The sequence below is a fragment of the Paenibacillus dendritiformis genome (assembly GCF_015845845.1).
In the GTDB taxonomy this organism is placed as follows: domain Bacteria; phylum Bacillota; class Bacilli; order Paenibacillales; family Paenibacillaceae; genus Paenibacillus_B; species Paenibacillus_B dendritiformis_C.
This window is the reverse complement of record NZ_LDIG01000269.1, coordinates 1-17,737: the sequence shown is the minus strand read 5'-3', so window position 1 is coordinate 17,737 and position 17,737 is coordinate 1. Positions and strand designations below refer to the sequence as shown.

18 protein-coding genes and 3 pseudogenes are annotated in these 17,737 nt (G+C 44.5%); 20 read left to right on the top strand and 1 reads right to left on the bottom strand.

Annotated elements, in window-relative coordinates; genetic code table 11:
• The 9 genes and pseudogenes from ABD76_RS26325 to ABD76_RS26285 all read left to right on the top strand — a co-directional run.
• Positions 1-1,731: pseudogene (locus ABD76_RS26325) on the top strand (contractile injection system protein, VgrG/Pvc8 family); the annotation flags it as partial.
• A 47-nt stretch (positions 1,732-1,778) separates the two neighbouring features.
• Positions 1,779-3,137 carry a nucleotidyltransferase domain-containing protein gene (locus ABD76_RS30560; protein WP_338125203.1) on the top strand — a complete coding sequence of 453 codons (1,359 nt, stop codon included), beginning with the start codon at positions 1,779-1,781 and terminating at the stop codon, positions 3,135-3,137.
• Positions 3,138-3,152: 15 nt separating this feature from the next.
• Complete coding sequence (locus tag ABD76_RS26315; RefSeq protein WP_197259893.1) at positions 3,153-3,530, top strand: 1,4-dihydroxy-6-naphthoate synthase; 378 nt, start codon at positions 3,153-3,155, stop codon at positions 3,528-3,530.
• Positions 3,531-3,728: 198 nt separating this feature from the next.
• Complete coding sequence (locus ABD76_RS26310; protein ID WP_197259892.1) at positions 3,729-4,094, top strand: hypothetical protein; 366 nt, start codon at positions 3,729-3,731, stop codon at positions 4,092-4,094.
• Between the two features lie 94 nt (positions 4,095-4,188).
• Positions 4,189-4,686: an HGGxSTG domain-containing protein gene (locus tag ABD76_RS26305; protein WP_197259891.1), complete on the top strand. Its 498-nt coding sequence runs from the start codon at positions 4,189-4,191 to the stop codon at positions 4,684-4,686.
• Positions 4,687-4,874: 188 nt separating this feature from the next.
• Positions 4,875-5,684 carry a recombinase family protein gene (locus tag ABD76_RS26300; RefSeq protein WP_197259890.1) on the top strand — a complete coding sequence of 270 codons (810 nt, stop codon included), beginning with the start codon at positions 4,875-4,877 and terminating at the stop codon, positions 5,682-5,684.
• Between the two features lie 29 nt (positions 5,685-5,713).
• Entirely contained in the window at positions 5,714-5,884 is a 171-nt protein-coding gene (locus tag ABD76_RS26295) for an IDEAL domain-containing protein (RefSeq protein WP_082706119.1), read from the top strand.
• Positions 5,885-6,410: 526 nt separating this feature from the next.
• Positions 6,411-7,556, top strand: coding sequence for a phage/plasmid replication protein, II/X family (locus ABD76_RS26290; protein WP_057900021.1), 1,146 nt, complete (start codon positions 6,411-6,413; stop codon positions 7,554-7,556).
• A gap of 78 nt (positions 7,557-7,634) precedes the next feature.
• Positions 7,635-7,934, top strand: coding sequence for a hypothetical protein (locus ABD76_RS26285; protein WP_057900022.1), 300 nt, complete (start codon positions 7,635-7,637; stop codon positions 7,932-7,934).
• A gap of 3 nt (positions 7,935-7,937) precedes the next feature.
• Here ABD76_RS26285 and ABD76_RS26280 read toward each other — a convergent pair whose 3' ends face one another.
• Entirely contained in the window at positions 7,938-8,153 is a 216-nt protein-coding gene (locus ABD76_RS26280) for a helix-turn-helix domain-containing protein (protein ID WP_197259889.1), read from the bottom strand.
• A gap of 367 nt (positions 8,154-8,520) precedes the next feature.
• Here ABD76_RS26280 and ABD76_RS26275 point away from each other — a divergent pair.
• The 11 genes and pseudogenes from ABD76_RS26275 to ABD76_RS26230 all read left to right on the top strand — a co-directional run bounded on the left by ABD76_RS26275 (position 8,521) and on the right by ABD76_RS26230 (position 17,615).
• Positions 8,521-9,757, top strand: a pseudogene (locus tag ABD76_RS26275) (IS110 family RNA-guided transposase).
• Positions 9,758-9,943: 186 nt separating this feature from the next.
• Complete coding sequence (locus ABD76_RS26270) at positions 9,944-10,273, top strand: hypothetical protein (protein ID WP_242069823.1); 330 nt, start codon at positions 9,944-9,946, stop codon at positions 10,271-10,273.
• 2 nt (positions 10,274-10,275) lie between these two features.
• A complete protein-coding gene (locus tag ABD76_RS26265) occupies positions 10,276-10,740 on the top strand; it encodes a hypothetical protein (protein WP_197259888.1) in 465 nt (154 codons plus the stop codon).
• A 233-nt stretch (positions 10,741-10,973) separates the two neighbouring features.
• Positions 10,974-11,217 (top strand): annotated as a pseudogene (locus ABD76_RS30005) (hypothetical protein); the annotation flags it as partial.
• 606 nt (positions 11,218-11,823) lie between these two features.
• Positions 11,824-12,255 carry a hypothetical protein gene (locus tag ABD76_RS26260; protein ID WP_197259887.1) on the top strand — a complete coding sequence of 144 codons (432 nt, stop codon included), beginning with the start codon at positions 11,824-11,826 and terminating at the stop codon, positions 12,253-12,255.
• Positions 12,256-12,366: 111 nt separating this feature from the next.
• Positions 12,367-13,263, top strand: a complete 897-nt coding sequence (locus ABD76_RS26255; protein WP_197259571.1) for a DUF6744 family protein — start codon at positions 12,367-12,369, stop codon at positions 13,261-13,263.
• Positions 13,264-13,302: 39 nt separating this feature from the next.
• A complete protein-coding gene (locus ABD76_RS26250; RefSeq protein ID WP_197259570.1) occupies positions 13,303-13,662 on the top strand; it encodes a DUF4258 domain-containing protein in 360 nt (119 codons plus the stop codon).
• A gap of 88 nt (positions 13,663-13,750) precedes the next feature.
• The gene (locus ABD76_RS26245; RefSeq protein WP_197259569.1) at positions 13,751-14,032 is read left to right on the top strand and encodes a hypothetical protein; all 282 of its coding nucleotides are present in this window, start codon (positions 13,751-13,753) and stop codon (positions 14,030-14,032) included.
• Between the two features lie 90 nt (positions 14,033-14,122).
• Complete coding sequence (locus tag ABD76_RS26240) at positions 14,123-15,217, top strand: AAA family ATPase (protein WP_197259568.1); 1,095 nt, start codon at positions 14,123-14,125, stop codon at positions 15,215-15,217.
• A 3-nt stretch (positions 15,218-15,220) separates the two neighbouring features.
• Positions 15,221-16,588, top strand: a complete 1,368-nt coding sequence (locus ABD76_RS26235) for a VWA domain-containing protein (protein ID WP_197259567.1) — start codon at positions 15,221-15,223, stop codon at positions 16,586-16,588.
• Between the two features lie 58 nt (positions 16,589-16,646).
• Positions 16,647-17,615 (top strand): DUF262 domain-containing protein, encoded by a 969-nt coding sequence (locus ABD76_RS26230; protein ID WP_197259566.1) that lies wholly within the window; start codon positions 16,647-16,649, stop codon positions 17,613-17,615.
• Positions 17,616-17,737 lie beyond the last annotated feature (122 nt).

The window sequence follows — 17,737 nt, the reverse complement described above, 5'->3', positions numbered from 1 at the left end:
ATCCGTCAATTGGATGAGCAGGGACAATCACGGAGACGATTGTTCCACGGCATCGTTACGCGACTATCCGTGCATTGCATTCGGGGCGTGTATACGTTCGAGCTGGAAGCCGCATCGCATTCGTATCAGATGGATATCCAGATAAAGAAGCGTTCCTATCAGGATATTCATCGTACCTACGCGGATCTGGTCACCACGATGATTCGGAAATACAAGTATGGAGATGCCATTGATACCGTAACGAATGATGCCGAACTGGGCACTTTTGTTTTACAATATGAGGAGACGGATTGGGCGTTTTTAAAGCGCCTTGCCTCTCGCTTTGGGTCCGTGCTGGTGCCGGAGGTAACGGCAGCGTCGCCCAAAGTGTTCTTCGGGCTACCGGAAGGCAAACGGTACAAGATGGAACGGGATGCAAGTTACCAGGTACGGAGAACGTTCCATGATCTGGAGGCGGGGAAGCCGGGACAACGGGCAGGCTCATATGTGACCTACGTGATCGAAAGCCTGCAATACTATGCGCTGGGAGATATCATTGCGTTACCGATCGGATTAGGCAAGGAACTCGTCGTCGTTCGGGCCGTGACACGGCTGGAGGACGGCCTGCTGCGTACTCGTTATGATCTCCAGGCTGAACAGGATATTCGTCTTGCCCGTTATGAAAACGATCAAGCTGCGGGGATTGCGCTGACGGGCAGCGTGTTACAGGTACATCAAGACATGGTGCAACTCCAACTGGATATCGACCCCAAACAGGACCCGGCGAAAGCATGCTGGTTCCCGGTGGCCACCCGCTATGCAGCGGAAGAACATAGTGGCTGGTATGATATGCCGGAAGTTGGGGAGCGGGTGGAGCTTTACTTGCCGACGAGCCGGGAACAGGAAGCCTATGTCATGGACTCGCGGCAGCATCGCCACGCGCAAGGAGAGCCGGACGTGAAAGTATGGAGACATGCGCAAGGAAGCGGCGTGGACATGTCCGAACAAGAACTGACCCTGTCTACCTCGGGAGCATTGTCAATTACGCTTCATGAAGGGAACGGCATTACCGTCAGCAGCCCGGGAGATGTGCGGATTCAAGGCGGTCACGTGAAGCTGGATGCAGGTCAGGCGCTGTCGCTTACAGCGGGAAGCGCATTGTACCTCACAGGCGGAGCCAGCAGCATGATCCTGGACGGTGAAACGGATATCAAGGCCCCGGTAGTTGAGCAAGAGGGTTCGGTAAAGGCTCCAGTGTTCGTCATGGATCTTCCTCCTGTGCCGGAGCCGCCGCTGATGAATATAAAAGACTACGAAGCAGCACAAGCCGCAGCCCGGGAGGGTTCCAGCGACAACAAAGCCAAGACTCCGACCGCGAAGCTTACGAGCCCGGCCGCTCAAAAACAAGCGGATGGATTGCTGGATACGGAGTCCAAACTGCTAGGCTCCATTCCGGTGATAGGAGCAGTAGCTGGGTCAGTAGTAGGAGCAGGAGTGGGAGTAGTAGCAGGAACGGCATTAGGCGGATCTGTCGGGGCGGCGGTGAATGCGGGGCTGCTAGCAAGCGCAGCTGTTCCGGTTCGAAGTACAGGAACGAGCCGTGCTGGAGGTGCACAAGGGGGGGGCATCCGCTGAAATATTTGGCCGGTCTGGTCATGCAAGGACTGATCAGTCAATACGAGCACGAGAAAGCCAGGGATGCCTATTATAGAAAGTGGCTGCTGGGCAAGGTATTTACAAGTGCGCGTGAGCTGGGAACACCCACATCATGGAACGATATCGCTTCTTATGTCCGACGTATGGCCCAGTCTGCGAATGAGTTGGAGCAAGTCTATCATCAGATTCCATCCGAACTGAGACAACGGTGGAGGGCGAGCTACGAGCGTTACATGGCCGAGCAGCCGAAGCCGGAGCCGGAGCAAGAACAATCCAAATCGTGGCTGGCTCTTCTGGGCGAAGCCCAGCTCATGGAAGCGGAAGCCAGACTCGCGATGGGGAAGAAAGTTGCAGAAGACATCGCGAAGGCCGGAGAAGAAATATGGTCTGGAATTAAAAAATCGGGAAATAGCTTTGCAGAAATAGGAAGCGATTATTGGAATGGGTTAAGGGTACGTGACAACAAAAAATTTGATTCCGTATACGACTTTTTTAACTGGTTAGCGGTAGGGAAGCTTGATGAAATAGCTGAAGGATTTGAAGGACACGAGACAAGGATTAACAAGCGCTATGATTCCATATATGACTATGTGAACTATTTGTCGTTGGGTAAGGCAGAGTCCTTAAAAGGAGCATTTAATCCAGACGATCCATTATCTAAGGAGCATTGGATGAGTTGCTTTAACGTATTCACTTTATTTGGGGGGAAAAGAGGAACAACAGGTGGTGGGCCTACTCTTCCGAAGGTGAATGTTCCAGAGAAGACTTCGGTACCAAATGTAGTGGAGAGAAATAATAAGCCGAAGTATGGCGTTGTACCAAAAGGTGGTGGGTCAACTGTAAACTGGGGTCAAGCGACGACGGTTATAAAGGAAAGCTTGGAAGCCTTTCAAAAGTCCGCTGAGCAATTGTCCAAGAACAAGTTGGCATACGATGGGCCAAATGCGAACTATAAATCGTCTACGCAAAAACCTCTTGAACCGACGAAGAATCAGATCGAGGTTCGGAAATATTATCCTGGGAGTAACCCGGAGAATTCAGCATCAGGATCTACGTCGGGAAAAAATAAGAACTCCAGCGGTGAGGGGACGTCACAAGCTCTTAAAATACCACAAGGGCTAACTAAAGAACAATTTGAAAAGGTTTCAGCAATGATTCGGGAAAAAGTTGGACACTTGAGTGACGATATCGTTGTTCAAGGTAGTAGAGCAAAAGGAACAGCCAAGCCTACCTCAGATATTGATTTTGCGATACGTGTTTCACCAGAGAAATTTGACGAGCTAATAAAGGATTCATTTAGTAAAGTCAAACCTCCGAACCCAGGTTCAGCTAAAGAAAAAACAATGTTACATGCCATTGAAACGGGGAAAATTCAGTCTGGTGAAGCTAAACTGAGTAAGTTTAGGGAGCAACTGCAACAGGAGCTAGGCATGGATGTGGACATTTCTATAATTAAAATAGGTGGACCGTTTGACAATCCTCCGTTTACCCCGATTAAATAATGCGAGGTGCTTTTAGTGGAAGCTCAATATGATTTGTTTACAAAGATATTTTTGGATACCGATAAAGAGAAAACATCAGTTGTAGAGACGGTTTCAAAGATTGTTGAGGGGTCGGTTACAGGTTCGACCATTGTAACGGAACAAGCTGAAATATATATTTTCAACAACGGAGATTTTTCTGAAGAGAAAAGAAATCAAGGAAGTGATGAATTTTTATACTACAAATACTATCTCGATATAGAACCAATGGAAGATGTCGAAGAAAAGGTTTATATTGGGGAGATTTCAAAACTGCTGACAGAGCTATGGGACTCTGGATTCAAAGCGATAGCCTCATGTGACTTTGAAGACGAGCTTCCAAGAAAAGGCGGTTATAATTTTGAAGGGCGTTAAGAATTTGATTTGTGTGCGGGAAAAACAATACAGGGTTTACATCATTAACAGTAGGATCGTACAATAGAACCAATAAACCAAACACTAAAAAACTTGACAAACACGCTTAGACCAACTTTCAAAGGCTTATTCCAACTTTAACGATAAGGAGGAATGAGCCTTTTTTTGCATGTCCAAAATCAAAGGAGGAAAAGGAAAATGGCGAAACATGTAACGGAAGTACAGGAAAAGGCAGGTCTAATTGCACATGCACAAGCAGAGTATGAGGCAATCGTAGAGGAAGTGAGGGGCTACTGCCAGAAAGCACGAGAGTTACGACAACAGGCGCACGAACTGAGACGTTCAGGTAGTATCGACCCACTGGTAGCGTCAGAAGTAAGGAAACTACTCGAACAGGCTGAATACTTTGACCAGTTGGCTGACGAAAAGGATGGACACCCAAGACGGGAAGCCATTCGCCGTTTGGAAGAATTACAACGTGAAGCCTCTGGATTAAGGGAGACTGTACAGCATAACGAAAGAGTGTTAGCCCGCCAGAGCAAGTCTTTCGAGTTGAAACACTGAAAAGAAAATCACATATGAGTGAGGGGCTGGGGGTGTGTAGCCCTCCCCCCGATTGGGGAAACGAACCCCATGAATTGAGGTTAGGGGTGAAAAAATGGAGAAAAAGCTGTGCGGGGCAAAGACAAGAAATGGCGAGCCTTGTAAAAAAGCCGCATTAGCGAATGGACGCTGTAGGTTACATGGGGGAAAGTCCACTGGACCGAAAGACCGTACAAAATTAAAAGGCAACAAAAACGCGCTGAAACATGGGCTGTATGAAACGATCTGGCTGGATACGCTGACAGATGAAGAACGGCAACTGTATGCAAGAGTATCAACCGACCCGACAGCCCAAGTGGAAAACGAGTTCAAACTGTCCGACATACGCATCCGGCGCATGTTGCAACGTATCAAGCAGGAAGAAGAAAAGGACAAGCCGAATCAAGCCGCTATCCGAGCCATTGAGGAAGCGATCACGAAAGTACAGATGAACAAGGCAGCACTTATTCGGGAAAACAGCAGGCTGGTGGAAAGGAACGGAACAGAAAGCGATGGAGCATTAGACCAACTGGCAGTCATACTGGAACAGGCGAGAAAAAAGTATCAAAAATGATGCGGGAAGCAAACAAGGCAGACAGCTTTGTTCGCTTCCTTTTTTGTGGTTAGCGCAGGGGAAACGCAAAAATCAAAATGATGCTGGCTTACCACGATCACGGTTGGCGACTGGCAGGAAGGATAAAAGGAATTGTGATTCGCATCACCCAGGTCGTATACTGTAACAAAAAATAGGAGGAACTGGAAATGGTTCAAGAGACAATCAAGAAGGTGGTCGGGTATGCCCGCATATCCTCAGATAGCCAGATTGGAAACACATCCATAGCGGAGCAGGTAAGGAAGATAGAAGCATACTGCATCAGCAAAGGCTGGGAACTGGCAAAGATGTTCATTGACGAAGGGGAAAGTGGAAGCACGAAAGAACGTGGCGGCTACCGAGATATGATGCAATACATAGAGCAAACGGAAAACGAGATCAGCGGTATCGTTGTCCTAAAGGCAGACCGCATCCATAGACGGCTGAAAAATCTGCTGGAACTGATAGAGGACGAATTGGAACCGAAGGGTATTGCCTTCATTAGCGTGTCCGAAAACTTTGATACCTCTACACCGCAAGGGATGCTGTTCCTGCAAATGATCGGCTCTTTTGCAGAGTTTGAACGCAAGATTATCAACGAGCGGACGAAAAGTGGACGTATTGCCACCGCTAGAGAGAATAAATATGCGGGTGGAGGTGTGCCATACGGCTATCAGGTGGTGAATGGGACGATCTTGTTGGACGAGCAACAAGCGCAGACGGTAAAGAGCATCTTTCAACTCTATGTGGAAGGGAATAACCCATATAAAATTACTTGCAAGTTGAACCGAGCAGGCATAACAACGAAGAACGGTAAGCAATGGACAGTAGTGCAGGTGCAAAACATTTTGAACAATGAGACGTATACAGGTTTCAACACGTACAACGGACAAAAAGAACGGAACGGCATCCGGCAGAAAGACGTATTTCCCCGTATCATTAGCCGCCAGTTGTGGAACAAGGCAAGGCAGGTCAGCTAATCGTCGATAAACGATGGGAGGATGGAGAAATGAGCGAATTCAAAGAACAGATGATGATGTGTTCAGAGGATTACAACGAACTGATAGACATGGCATTAGCCATGAAGGACAAGGAATGGTTTGAAGAACTGGTCAAGCGACAAAAACGGCTTCGTGAACTAGAGGTCGAAATGCGCCGCCTGCTAGGAGTAATCGACTAGGATACGGAAAGAAAAACAGCAGACCAACGAGAACCGGGCGAGAAGAAGTTTTCTTGTAGGCGTACCATAAAGAACACCGAGCCGTAGGAAAATAAACGAGAGTGCACCTGCTCACAGGGTTATACGTTATGATTGACTCCAAGCAAAGCATATGTCATAATCTCGATACAGTATCCCATTGCGTTTCAGTCGATATCACTAACTTAACCAAACTTTGGAAACTTAGAAAGCACACACTTAAAGCACTTGAAAAACACTTTTATTAGTGATTTCAAGTGCTTTTTTGCTGTTTATTTTTCAAGACGGACCGGAGAGATAGATAATTTATTTCTCAGAATTTAACTTTTGCTTTGGGTTTATTATATGTCTCTATGAAAGTTTTCATGGACAGGACAGGGAACATGATGAACACGTTTGTCCAATAGTATCACGCAACAAAACTACGCTTAACCGTTAAAAACAATACAAAACAGCCGTTTGGCGCGGGCGCTTACAAGAACAACATTCGGGAAAGGAAGTAAAGAAAATGGCGATTGACACAGTTACCCTACGTTCACCATTCATTAGTGAAGAATTGGCGAAGAAGATTGAACAGCAGAGCATATTGCGGCAAAAAGTAGACCAACAAACAGGGGAAGTTTTGCACTCCTTTACGACCAAAAGTCTGGAAGGGTCATTTGATGCGCGAATTTCTGTGAAAGTGGAAAGGTCAAAGCGTGGATTTGGGGGTAGGAACATCAAGTGTGAACCGTATGTGACGCTAGAATGTAGCGTACATAAACAGCTCATGGGTCATAACGTGTATGGCGGCCCCGAGCATTTTCAGACGACGATGGTATGGTTGGTAGAGAAGGTAGGAGAATGGTTAGGTGTACCATTACCTTCTGCCTTGTTGTGGGAAGTGCTGCGGGTAGATTGGGCAGAAGTGTTTGTATTGCCATCGGAACAGGCAGTGAAAGCGTGGATCGGCGGGCTTCAACTGGGCGAAAAATGTGCAAGAAAGGACGTACAGACGTATGGGAAGCAAGGTGTGTTTCTCAAAGGGGAATCGACCTGTGTGAAATATTATCACAAAGGTTCAGAGTTTTGTAAGCACGACAGGCAACGGGTGATAAAGGTGTTCGGGGAAGCAGAGGCAGAACGATTGCAGAAGCTGGCTGACCAAATTTTGCGGGCGGAGGTGGAGATACGCACCAAAAAGCTGCGGGACGACTATGGGCATCAGCCCTTGGTTTCAGAAGTGACAGATGAGTATCTAAAAGGCGTATATGACAAAGAAATGGCGAAAGTAGTAAGACGAGGAAGGAACGGCATGAGCCTGGTGTGTACCATACATGCTGTTCAGCAACGATTGGCGGAACTGTATGGGGAGAGACGAGCAGGTCGCTTGTTTAGCACATGGCACATGATGGCGACGTTGGGCGAAGAATTTGTCAAGAAAACCTACAAGCCTACCACCTTCTATGAACATCTACGAGATTTACGGAAAGCAGGATGCTCATGGCGAGGTACAGATATTCTACTGGGGAAAACACAGGGAATGATACCGGATGGATTTGCACCGGTCAGAGAAGACGAACGAAGATGGACGGAAGAAGCGGACATAGTGAAGGAACAGCTACGCCTCTATTTCCTCATTTCAGAAGCGAATCCAAAGAAAACCACCTGCTGACTATTTGAAGGAGCAGCAAGCGGTTATGCAGAGGCGATCATTTACAGGGTATGAAACAAATACGAGGAGGACAAACCCATGAGAAGAACCAATTACGCGAAAAAGGCGATGCAAGCACAGGAGAGAATCGCAGTGTGCGAAGACATGATTCGGTATATTCGCTCGAAACGGATGTACTTTTTAGCAAAACATATGACAATGGGACAATTCGTGTTTCTGCTAACACATTTAGACCGAGAAAAGGCTAGGAATAAGCGGAAATTGAACAAAGCCGCTGAAAACATGGGAGGTATGGATAAAATACCTCCCTGGATAAAGCAGAAAAGCTTGTTTGCATACCTTCCAACTTATCAGATTGAACCCTCTGAACCGCAATGAGGGTTAATCGGCAGGTTCAATAACAAACAGATCACTGACAGATACGTCTAGCGTCTCGCAAAGGGTAGCAATCGTGCTGAGATAGATACGCTGAACGGGACGATTGCATAGATCACTTACGGTACTGGGACGCAAGCCTGCTTGATTGGCAAGTTGCTGACGAGTTATCTGTTTTTCTTGCAAAATGTCACCTAGACGCAGCCGGACAATAGACGGCATAAGTATTCTCCTTTCTGCCAAGTAGTAACGGTTACTACTAGTTTACGATCTTTCCACCTAGGAAAACGACTAAAAAAATCGGGGTTGTGCAGATTTTGGAAGAAATCGTATACTACGCATCAACGTATAACCGTTACTTTGCCCAAGCGCTATTATCCAGCAAAATGAAGCAAGTGGAGAAAAAACAAAAATAATTTTGCTCGGCGCTTAAAAAACAACAGGATATTGATATATGTCAGACGTTGAACGACGAGAAAATGGACTGGCTGGCGTCCCGTTGCGGGTCACCTGTTGACTAACGCTTGAGCTGAGGTTGCCGACATTTTTTACATTTCAACGCATTTCATAGACAGGGGTGATGCCTTGCATGCACTACAAACAGAAGCATATTTACATCGGGGTTGACCTGCACAAGAAGACCCATACGGCTGTGGTGATCAATTGCTGGAACGAGAAGCTGGGGGAAATTACGTTTGAGAACAAGCCCGCCGCTTTTGATGAACTGACCACGTATGTCAAGCAGTTCAAGAAGCGAGGCATGACCCCTGTGTATGGGTTGGAAGATGTAGGCGGGTACGGCAGGGCATTAGCAGTGTACCTGCTGGAAAACAAGCAGAAGGTGAAGGAAGTAAACTCCGCCCTGTCGTATGCCGAGCGCAAAAGTTACCCGACCACACAGAAAAGCGATAGCTGGGATGCGGAGTGTGTAGCAAGAATCCTGTTAAACAAGTTGGACATATTGCCCGACGCAAACCCGCAAGACGTATACTGGACGATTGGTCAACTGGTGACAAGGAGGAATGGCTTGGTGAAGGCATTGATCTCCCTTAAAAACCAATTGCATACGCCAACTCAGTTACCATTACCCCAGTTACAAGAAGTTTTTTAGCGATATAGACGGAAAATGTGCGCTGGCGTTTTGGGAGAAGTACCCCGCCCCGCATTTGCTGGAAGGTGTATCGGCAGAAACATTGTCGGCATTTTTGCGGAAGTCGAGCAATAACGCCTGCTCCACAAGGAAGGCGGAGGAAATATTGGCATTGGTTCAGGCAGATGGCGATACAACAAGAAAGTACCAAGAACAGCGCAACTTTCTTATCCAGAGCCACGTAAGAGATATACAGTTCAAAAAGAAGGAAATTGCGTATGTGGAGGAAGAACTAGGTAGAATGATGAAGGTACTAGATTTCCAACTGGAAACCATGCCAGGAATTGATTTGGTAACGGCATCTTCTCTAGTTGCAGAAATAGGCGACATTAACCGCTTTGCCAGCGCAGCCAAACTGGCACGTTTTGCAGGAATCGCACCTGTTAATTTCAGTTCTGGCGGTAAGGGTACGAACCAAAAAAGCAGACAGGGCAATAGGGTATTGCATGGCTTGTTTTACAACCTAGCTGTCCAGCAAGTACAAGTTTCAAAAGGGAGCAAAAAGCCGCGCAATCCGCTCTTTTACGAATACTTCAACCGGAAGAAGGAAGAAGGCAAAACGCCAACCCAAGCATTGGTATGTGTGATGCGGCGGTTAGTCAATATCATCTATGGCATGATGAAGAACAAAACAGCGTTCCGTCTTCCTGAAAAAGCAGAAAAACAAGCAAGCTGACTGGTGGTATTGCTGGTACATCTAGCAGCCACCGTTACTTTTCAATAGTCTAGCTTTACAACATAGGGGACGGGTAAAGTTCCATCTAAAAAGAATTCCCTGCCGGATTGGCTGAAAGATCGGTGGGAAGCCGGAAACAATTTTAATAAGGAAAATCGCCCTCGTTACCCTTATAATGAAGTTGAGTTGGAAGCAAAAGAAGTGGGAGGCAAAAAGTTCGTAGTGGACTCGTATGTTCCCAACAAGGAAATAGTATCAAGAAAGTTTACCCAATTGAGTGAAGTGAAAGAAAGTACAGCTATAAGCTATGTGAGAGAACTTGCTCAAAAATATTCATCGGGTTCTAAAATATCAAATGGCCCTTTTAATCCGAATGCTCTAAAAGGTGGACGACTTAAAGGTGAATTGATACTGGAAATACCAGTTCAAAACAAACCAATTCCGCAGTCAGTTCTTGATGAAGCAACGAAAAACAAAATTACTATAAGGGACATTAACGGGAAGGAGTATAATTGACTATGAAAATATATTATTGTGACGAATGGTCAGATATCAAAAAGAAGCCATGGAATATTTTTGATGAACATACTGCATGCCTGCACCATCAAAAAAAGCAACCATATACAGCAATATTAGCCGAAGATGAAAAACCTGAGTATATAGTAAATGTGACAAAAGAATGGGTCTCGGTGGGTTTTTATGATGAACTGACTCGTAAGTATCTAAATTATGATTTTGAAGTTATGAGAGATGGTAAACTCTTTTTAAGAACAGCCATGTATTGGGAATATGATGAGGAAACCGACAAGGAATTAAGTAGTCTGATTATAGGTTTCCGAGAAGATGGATATATAGCAATGGAAAAGAGAGATTTTAAAACTGGTTCAGTCGAGGAACGTGAGGCTAAAGATACTCTTGATAAAAATTGGGATGTTTTCCCTGAATTCGGTCAGTATCTTCATTTGTGCCGAGAGGAAAGATAGTCTAATCGGTGGGGCTACCCAGTGCCGAATGAACCCATCATTCAAACAATAACACAGTTAACCTATGTAATACCCGTATAAAGATTTCGTCGTTTCTTTTGTACGCACATCAAATGCTTTAATTTTATAACCTAAATAACGCTATTCCGTTAAATCAAACAGGTTGATTATGGTCAGATACCACCGTAATTGACCTGTTTTTTGTTGTCTTCGTTTTCTCGCAGGTTTTTGACAATTTTATTCTGGACTATGAATTTGCCCATCACATTGAATTAGCAGCAAAGGAAGAAGTTGAGGAATTAGAAGTGTATGACTATGAAGATAAGATCACAGAGGCTAACAAAATACTGTGACCAAAAGGATATGGACTATTTTCATATCCAAATTCGGGCGACTTTTATGCTCACAAAACTGCAAAAAGAATTGCTGCTCGATGATAGAATCCCTTTCCAAAGGTATATCAAGTATTATAGATAGCGTTTATATACTGATTCAAAGCTTAAGATTGTACGTCTTCTTTCAAAATAGTGATATTAACAGAAATAGTAGGGTATGGTGTAAAGTGGAGTCTGGGTAGGTGGACGCTCTTAATGAGAAACCCCTAAGAAAGTTACAGTAAAACTTGAACCCAAACAGCAACCAGCTCCTCCGCCCGGTATGATTGCATTTTCGTAAGCCTAGTGCTATAATATTCCTATAAATATTCCTAACCTCTATACTCCCATTTTGCCGGAGATAAGAGTTGATCACTACTTCGACCATATTCTTTACAGAGTAGCGGAGTAGGGTGCTTGTTCTAAAGGGACAAGTAAGTTGCAATGCCTCTCCTGTAGGCTTCTGTCGGTTCAAAATCCGGATTCAGAAGAGAGGAAAAATACAGGGAAAATACAGTTTACTCCGATACTTCCGTTTGCAGAAGATAAGGATTGAAGAGTACCGAAAGGCTCTGATAAAAGCTTTACCTGCGCATATGGATGCGCGTGGAATGTGGATAATGTGATTTAAAAGCCGATTTTTGCATGGGTTAATCTGTGCAAAGGTCGGCTTTTTTGATTTTATAAAAAATGAGAGGATGATTGGACGATGTTTAACGTATTCAAAAAAGAGAAAACAATGAGCGATGAAATGGAAAGCTTTTTACAGCAGGAGAAGAAGCGCCATAAAAAAGCAGATGACTTTATTCAAATGATGACCGAAATCGTTCCCTATGTGGCCGAAGAAGTTTGGGGAACAACAGATCAGGATATCCAGGTAAGTGACACGGTACGATTTGACCTGGTTACGAAGAGATTCCTTTCTGTAAATACAGGTACAGAACTTGACGTGTTGTCGCTTAAAGGTCAATCGTTTTGGCAGAGTGTTCAACAAATTATGAATTTTGCGCATGATTTACTGGATGATGTTAGGGGACGAGAAGAAGGGAGAAATCAACTTGTTTCCGATATGGACTCTTTGACACAAAGAATGAAAGAAAGCCCGATTGTCGGAATGAAGGCCAAGCTGTTTCGAGTGTAAATTGTGGACACTAAAAGTCTGAAGAGTTTATTCAAAGGCTAATTCCTCGCATGTTTTCGGCATGCTTGAGGAATTGGCCCTTTTTATTATCAAAAATGAGGAGGCTTTCTTATGAGTGCTATTTTAAAAAATGCGGTTGCGGTTCCATCCGGCCAAGGAAATGCTATCGGTTTTTTGACTTGGAGTTCATTATCAAGCATGCTGATCACTCCCGATGAGCTTAAACAAAAACTTGTTGATTCCGGGTTAGGCGCTGGCTGGATGCCGAAAGACATTCGACTTCCAGATGCATTTAGAAGAGCTACTAGTGAAAAGTTCAGACGGGAAATGTCGCCGGGAGTGTATGAGAACTACATGTTTCGTGAGGTGGCATCTACCAGCTCTTTTGTACAGCGCAACTTGGTTTGTGAAACTAAAGATACGAAAGGTCGAAGATTAAATTACATTCCCGATGCCGGAGCACTGGTATTAGATCGTAAAGCAGGGAAAGTAGAGACAAGCTATGTTTCATCACTGGCGCAGCAGTTAGTCAATAATGCCGCCATACAATTTGAGATTTATCGAAACAATTACGGCTCTACTACACTGCGTACCCTAATTACCAGCGTCTTGAAGAGTATGTCTCCTACTCCGGTAAGACCATCTGGAGGCGTCTATTTCGTCCCAGCGCAATTTGAAGGGAATTTGGATGCTTTGATTCGCTTTATCACTTCCCTTGAAAAGGGAGAGGCAGAGAAGGTTCCTGTAATGAACACCATGGATATGAAAAATATGGTTACAAGAAAGCTTTTGGATCATCTGCGCGGAACTCTTCAAGCTTGTGAGAATGGGGTAGCCAATCAGCTTAAGAAAAATGAGCTAAAGGCAATATTGGAAGACGCTAAAAATGTGGTTTCCAATTATAAAGAATATGAGGCTATTGTTACTGGTGATTTAAAAGAGATGGAAACTTGTGTAACACTTATACGCGAAAAAATTGCAGTCGCCTTGGTGAATATGGCGGATTAAAAAATTCGTTATCGTAAAGGTAACAGAAAGGAAAAACTCATGAAAGGACAAGCCTATTTACAGCATTGGCCTCTGATCAGGCAGGTACTCCAAGATCATATTGATTTGGAAAAGGTTCGATACAGTCAGCATGCAGGGGAGCGTATGGAAGAACGGGGAATTACCAAGAAAATGGTAGAATCCATTTTGTATCATAACAATCCTTCAGAAATGCATGAAGCCAAGAAATATCCCTTTGGAGAACAACCTTATACTAATGCTGATCCGGTATTAACCGTAGTCGGAAAATACGAGAATCGAAAACTGGCAGTTGGATTAGCTATAAAGAAAAGGAATCAGGGTATACTTTTTGCTGTAGTAACTGCCATGTTTCCTGAACATGGACGGCATGTACAGTAATCAAAGAATGTTTTACCTCTTGGTTTTGGTGTATAATATCCATATACCAAAACGGGCGGTGAGATTAAAATTGAAAGGAAAAAAGGACATGATTATTAATAATGTCAAAACACAAAATTTCCCCTATGAAGTGATTGATGGGGAAGAACACTATCCTTTACATTCTGCCGCAGTGGTTGAAAGTATTGCTGATCAGATCCCGGATGCGGTTAAACCTTCCGTTACTATTGATTACGATCAGATTCCAGCTTCGTATTTTGAGAAAGTGAAGGCAGAATTGGGACTCCGCTCAGTAGATCCGGAAGAAGCTTTGCAGCATGAACGTAAACTGTTGACAACTTTGGACCAAGAGGGCGCTTTTTCAAATTAACAGGTAAAAACTAATTAAAATGAAGAGCTGATGACTTCCAAACGGGGAGCTTCGGCTCTTTTTTTATTTTAAAAAAGCGGAGGGATTTATTTGAAAATTAAAGATATTCAAAATGAATTGTCAGTACAATATGCAGAACGTGAAGAAGTCATTGAAGGATTGATGGTGGCCATGATCGCTCGTCAGCATGCTTTACTGATCGGCCCCCCTGGAACTGGTAAGTCCGCTCTTGTATCTGATCTTACAAAAAGAATTACCGGGGCTAATTACTTTCAATGGTTGCTTACTCGTTTCAGCACCCCAGAGGAGCTGTTTGGGCCGGTATCCTTAAAAGAACTGGAGCATGGCGTTTATAAGCGAAATACATCCGGGAAGTTACCGGAAGCGCACACATCGTTCCTTGACGAAATTTTCAAGGCCAATAGTGCAATTTTGAACGCACTCCTAACGCTCATCAATGAACGGATTTTTTACAATGATGGGGCGCCGGTTTCTGCTCCATTGATGTGCCTAATTGGTTCTTCAAACGAGTATCCGGAAGAAGGGGAAGGGCTTGAGGCTTTATTTGACCGCTTCCTTTTACGATATGAAGTGGATTACATTGGAGAGGATCAATCGTTCATTGCCATGTTGAAAGGTTCTCCATCTTCTTCAACAAGTATGAGTCTGGAAGAACTGTTTGAGCTTCAATTTTTCAGCGATACGGTTACGATTCCTAATGAAGTTTACGGTGCGCTGAGTAAAATCAGACGGGAGCTAATGGATGAGGGAATCCGGCCTTCAGATCGCCGTTTTAAGCAAGCCTTGTCCGTTGTTCGTGCTAAAGCGGTACTGGCCGGCCGAGATCAGGCTATCTTGGAAGACCTCATGATTCTTAAACATAGCCTGTGGGAAAAGCCAGAGCAGCGTGATAAGGTGGTGAAGATTGTACGTAATCATGCCCAAGATGGTGTGAAGACGCGCGTGGAAGAGATTGAAGCTGAAGCAGCGGAGATTCTAAATAACCTCAATCAATCTAACAACTCTACGGATGTGGCTGTTGAGAGTACGAAAAAGCTCAAGACCTTGGTCGGTGAGCTTAAAAATCTCCAGAAGGATAATCCGAACCGGCCAGAAGTTGAGCAAGCCATTGCTCTTGTTCAGAAGTCATTAACCGATATTGCATCCCAAGTGTTGGGAGTGTAGCAGATGAAGGAGCCGATGAATTCCGTTTTAAATACAGATTCATATGATCGTAGACGTTTTGGGCAGCTCTTGGAAATGTCCGAAAAGCTCAAGAAGGTTGGAGCAGAGGGGAACGAGATATTCCCCTCTTTTCAGCCATTAATGGGCGATATATGGGCTGGTTTATTCAAAATGAAGCCTGAATTGTTGGAACAAGTTCCTGATGAATTAGGAATAAATCATCAGCTAATGGAGAAGGTCATGACAGATGAAGGCTATCAGGGGTTTCGTGAATTTACCCGTCTGGATGATCTGGCAGCGGCTCTTGGTACAACAAAATATAGCGAGACGGTTCTTGGTTGGGTGAAGGAACAAGCACAGAGGGATCAAGAATTTGCTGAAGCATTACAAAACTTGATGAATGGAGAACAGGGTGCTTCGCAGCAGGCAGCAGAGGTTTTGTCCGCAGCCCTGAACCAGAAAGGAAACTCTCTATCTCGAATGTTGTCTCAAGCTGCACAGGAAGCCGTAGAAGCCAAAGAGAATGTGAAGTCTCTCTTGGGTGGAATAAAGGCGGGAAGTGGAGATAGTGAACTGAAAAAGGTTCCATTAAAGGATCAATTGCTTCTGGCTGAAAAATTGAGTCACGATAAGAAATTGAAAGAGATTGCAACATGGGCTGGTCGTATGAAGGTAATCGCCAATCGTAAGCAGCGTTCCAAGCATAAGGATGCGATCAACCGTAACGGTGTCCGGCAGGGCAATGATGTAGAGCAGCTATTGCCGATGGAACTTGGCAGTTATGCCAGCCCTATGACCAAAATGGATTTCTTACGCCGATATGTGGAGGGCCAAACGCTTCAGTACGATACAAAGGGGCCTGAACAGCTTGGTAAGGGGCCGATTGTTCTATGCTTGGATCAATCGGGAAGTATGGCAAATCAAGATCCGATTTCAAAAGGCTTTGCTCTTGCACTGATGAGCATTGCACGAAAGCAAAGAAGAGATTTTGCATGGATTCCCTTTTCTTCGCATGCTGCTGCTCCCTTGATCTATGAGAGAGGGAAGATTGACGTTCAGGATATGATTCAGCTTGCAACTGTCTTTTTGGGTGGAGGGACAAGTTTTGTACCTCCGTTGAAAAAAGCTGCCGAAGTGATTAAGCGGAGCCGTTTCAGCCAAGCGGACATTATTTTTGTAACAGACGGCGAAGCTCATATGAATGAACGATTTCTAAATAGCTGGAACGAGTTAAAGGAGAAGAAGGGCTTTTCAGTGCTTTCTTTGTTACTCGGTACGGAGTCTATAGAAGGAGTAGAGGGGTTCTCGGACCGAATTGTAAAAGCTTCTTCATTCGAGGATGAATCAGTGTATCAAGCTTTTGAAATATAAAACAAGGAGCAGGGCAGCTATTTACTGTCCTGCTCTTTAATTTTGGGAGGACTATTTAATGAAAAGATCAAGTATTCAACGCACAACAAAAAACCTTTTAAACATGAGAGATCGTATTCGCTTTGATCTGCCATTTCAGCGTAACAGCGTATGGAAAAATGATCGCCGTTCGTATCTTGTCGATTCAGTCATTCGGGATCGCTACATTCCAAACATCCTTGTTTGGGATAACGGAGACGGATACATCTGGGTCATTGATGGCCGGCAGCGTTGGGAGTCTATTTTCTTCTTCCACGATGGACAATACAAATTGAGCAAGGGAACAGCGGATTTCAATGGAGAATGCATTGCTGGAAAGCGATATGAAGAATTGTCTTCGGAAACACAATTTGAATTCCTGACGTACAATTTCACGGTGACAGAGTTTCGCGAATGCACTTTTGAAGAGGTAGAGGAAATGTTCTATCGGGTGAATCAGTCGGTTCCACTGACTTCCACTGAGAAGACCAGAGTCAAGGTAAGTCATGCTGTGCGGGAAACAGTCCAGGAAATCGGTCAAAGCTTGTTTTTTGAAAAAATTGCATTTACAAAAACAGATCTTAACCGCTATGTAGATGAGCGATTGATTTGGCAGTTCATTGCTTCAGCAATGAATCAAGATATTGATTTTGGGGGAGCAAGTTTAAATCGATTTATCTCCAGCTTGGACGAAGTACCGGCTACTACAGTAGAGATTGTAGAGAACAAAATTGAGTTTATGGATGCAGCGTTTCGCAATTGGGATAAAAAACAACGAAAAGCTTTAAAGAAGGTTCATGTCGCCAGCTTGTTTCAAGTTGTGGATTTTGCGCTCGAAAATGGCTGGACAGAAGATAAGTTTGGGTATTGGGCAAACTCTTTCCTGATTGAACGGTACTCACCTGATAGCCCTTATGGTCAATTATGTCAAAAAGGGGCAACGAGTAAGCAGTTTATTGCGAACCGAGTTGATTATATGGTTAAAGATATGGAGCAATTTTCGTGTTAGGATCTTGATTCTAACGAAGGTACAGGGTCAGTTTTGTATTGTCTTCTTTAGTTTGTGAGTTCATTTTCTGGATAGAAGGGTAAGAAAGGGGCCGCAGCGTTGCTGTACGGCCCTATTTTTTT

Excerpts from the sequence above, each read along its gene's own strand:
- ABD76_RS30560 (WP_338125203.1), top strand. The coding sequence starts at position 1,779 with ATGGCCCAGTCTGCGAATGAGTTGGAGCAAGTCTATCATCAGATTCCA.
- ABD76_RS26310 (WP_197259892.1), top strand. The coding sequence starts at position 3,729 with ATGGCGAAACATGTAACGGAAGTACAGGAAAAGGCAGGTCTAATTGCA.
- ABD76_RS26305 (WP_197259891.1), top strand. The coding sequence starts at position 4,189 with ATGGAGAAAAAGCTGTGCGGGGCAAAGACAAGAAATGGCGAGCCTTGT.
- ABD76_RS26300 (WP_197259890.1), top strand. The coding sequence starts at position 4,875 with ATGGTTCAAGAGACAATCAAGAAGGTGGTCGGGTATGCCCGCATATCC.
- ABD76_RS26295 (WP_082706119.1), top strand. The coding sequence starts at position 5,714 with ATGAGCGAATTCAAAGAACAGATGATGATGTGTTCAGAGGATTACAAC.
- ABD76_RS26290 (WP_057900021.1), top strand. The coding sequence starts at position 6,411 with ATGGCGATTGACACAGTTACCCTACGTTCACCATTCATTAGTGAAGAA.
- ABD76_RS26285 (WP_057900022.1), top strand. The coding sequence starts at position 7,635 with ATGAGAAGAACCAATTACGCGAAAAAGGCGATGCAAGCACAGGAGAGA.
- ABD76_RS26280 (WP_197259889.1), bottom strand. The coding sequence starts at position 8,153 with ATGCCGTCTATTGTCCGGCTGCGTCTAGGTGACATTTTGCAAGAAAAA.
- ABD76_RS26265 (WP_197259888.1), top strand. The coding sequence starts at position 10,276 with ATGAAAATATATTATTGTGACGAATGGTCAGATATCAAAAAGAAGCCA.
- ABD76_RS26260 (WP_197259887.1), top strand. The coding sequence starts at position 11,824 with ATGTTTAACGTATTCAAAAAAGAGAAAACAATGAGCGATGAAATGGAA.
- ABD76_RS26255 (WP_197259571.1), top strand. The coding sequence starts at position 12,367 with ATGAGTGCTATTTTAAAAAATGCGGTTGCGGTTCCATCCGGCCAAGGA.
- ABD76_RS26250 (WP_197259570.1), top strand. The coding sequence starts at position 13,303 with ATGAAAGGACAAGCCTATTTACAGCATTGGCCTCTGATCAGGCAGGTA.
- ABD76_RS26245 (WP_197259569.1), top strand. The coding sequence starts at position 13,751 with ATGATTATTAATAATGTCAAAACACAAAATTTCCCCTATGAAGTGATT.
- ABD76_RS26235 (WP_197259567.1), top strand. The coding sequence starts at position 15,221 with ATGAAGGAGCCGATGAATTCCGTTTTAAATACAGATTCATATGATCGT.
- ABD76_RS26230 (WP_197259566.1), top strand. The coding sequence starts at position 16,647 with ATGAAAAGATCAAGTATTCAACGCACAACAAAAAACCTTTTAAACATG.